Genomic DNA, 829 nt, shown 5'->3' on the forward strand with positions numbered 1-829 from the left:
GGTTCTGTCGCAAAGTTGACGAAGTAAATCAAAGTGTTAATACTATTTCGATATTTTTCGGAGTATCAATAACATGACAATCAACTTTTCAGGACGACATTACCCATCAGATATCATCATGATGGCACTGCGTTATTACTTTGCTTATAAACTAAGTTACCGCGAAATAGAAGAGATATTCGCTGAGCGACATATTCATTTTGATCACTCAACGTTAAACCGTTGGGTGATCAAATATGCCCCACTGCTTGAAGCCGTTTTTAGAAAAAGAAAATGTAAAGTCGCTGACTCATGGCGAATGGATGAAACCTACATAAAGGTGAAAGGTAAGTGGGTCTACTACTATAGAGCTGTCGATAAAGTTGGCGCCATTATTGATTTTTACTTAAGTGAAACCCGTAATGAGCAGGATGCACGGGCGTTCTTTGATAAAGCGATAAAGAGTAGTGGATTGCCAAGGAAAGTGGTTATCGATAAAAGTGGCGCGAATGCAGCTGCGCTAGATACACTCAATATTCACCTTTGGTTGGGCGGGTATATGCTGTGTATGGTCGAAGTATTAGCGGTTAAATATCTCAATAATATTGTCGAGCAAAGCCATCGAAAAGTGAAAGGTAAAATGCATCAATGCTTAGGGTGGAAATCTTGGGTTGGTGCTGAATCAACTTTGGCTGGTGTTGAAGTGTGCGATATGATTAAAAAAGGACAGATGATTAACTCAGAAGGAATGACACTTTGGGAGCAATTTTATTCGCTAGCAGCATAATTGTATCTGATGAAAAGTACGCCTCTAATTTAGAGTAACATTCTTTTAGTTTGCGACAGAACC

Annotated in this window: 1 protein-coding gene; it reads left to right on the forward strand. The window is 39.2% G+C overall.

The window, feature by feature from the left end:
- Nucleotides 1-73: 73 nt before the first annotated feature.
- Nucleotides 74-766 carry an IS6 family transposase gene (locus CXF74_RS21490; protein ID WP_101084688.1) on the forward strand — a complete coding sequence of 231 codons (693 nt, stop codon included), beginning with the start codon at nt 74-76 and terminating at the stop codon, nt 764-766.
- The last annotated feature ends 63 nt before the right edge of the window (nt 767-829 follow it).

Origin of the sequence: Psychromonas sp. Urea-02u-13, assembly GCF_002835995.1 — a bacterium.
GTDB lineage: Bacteria > Pseudomonadota > Gammaproteobacteria > Enterobacterales > Psychromonadaceae > Psychromonas.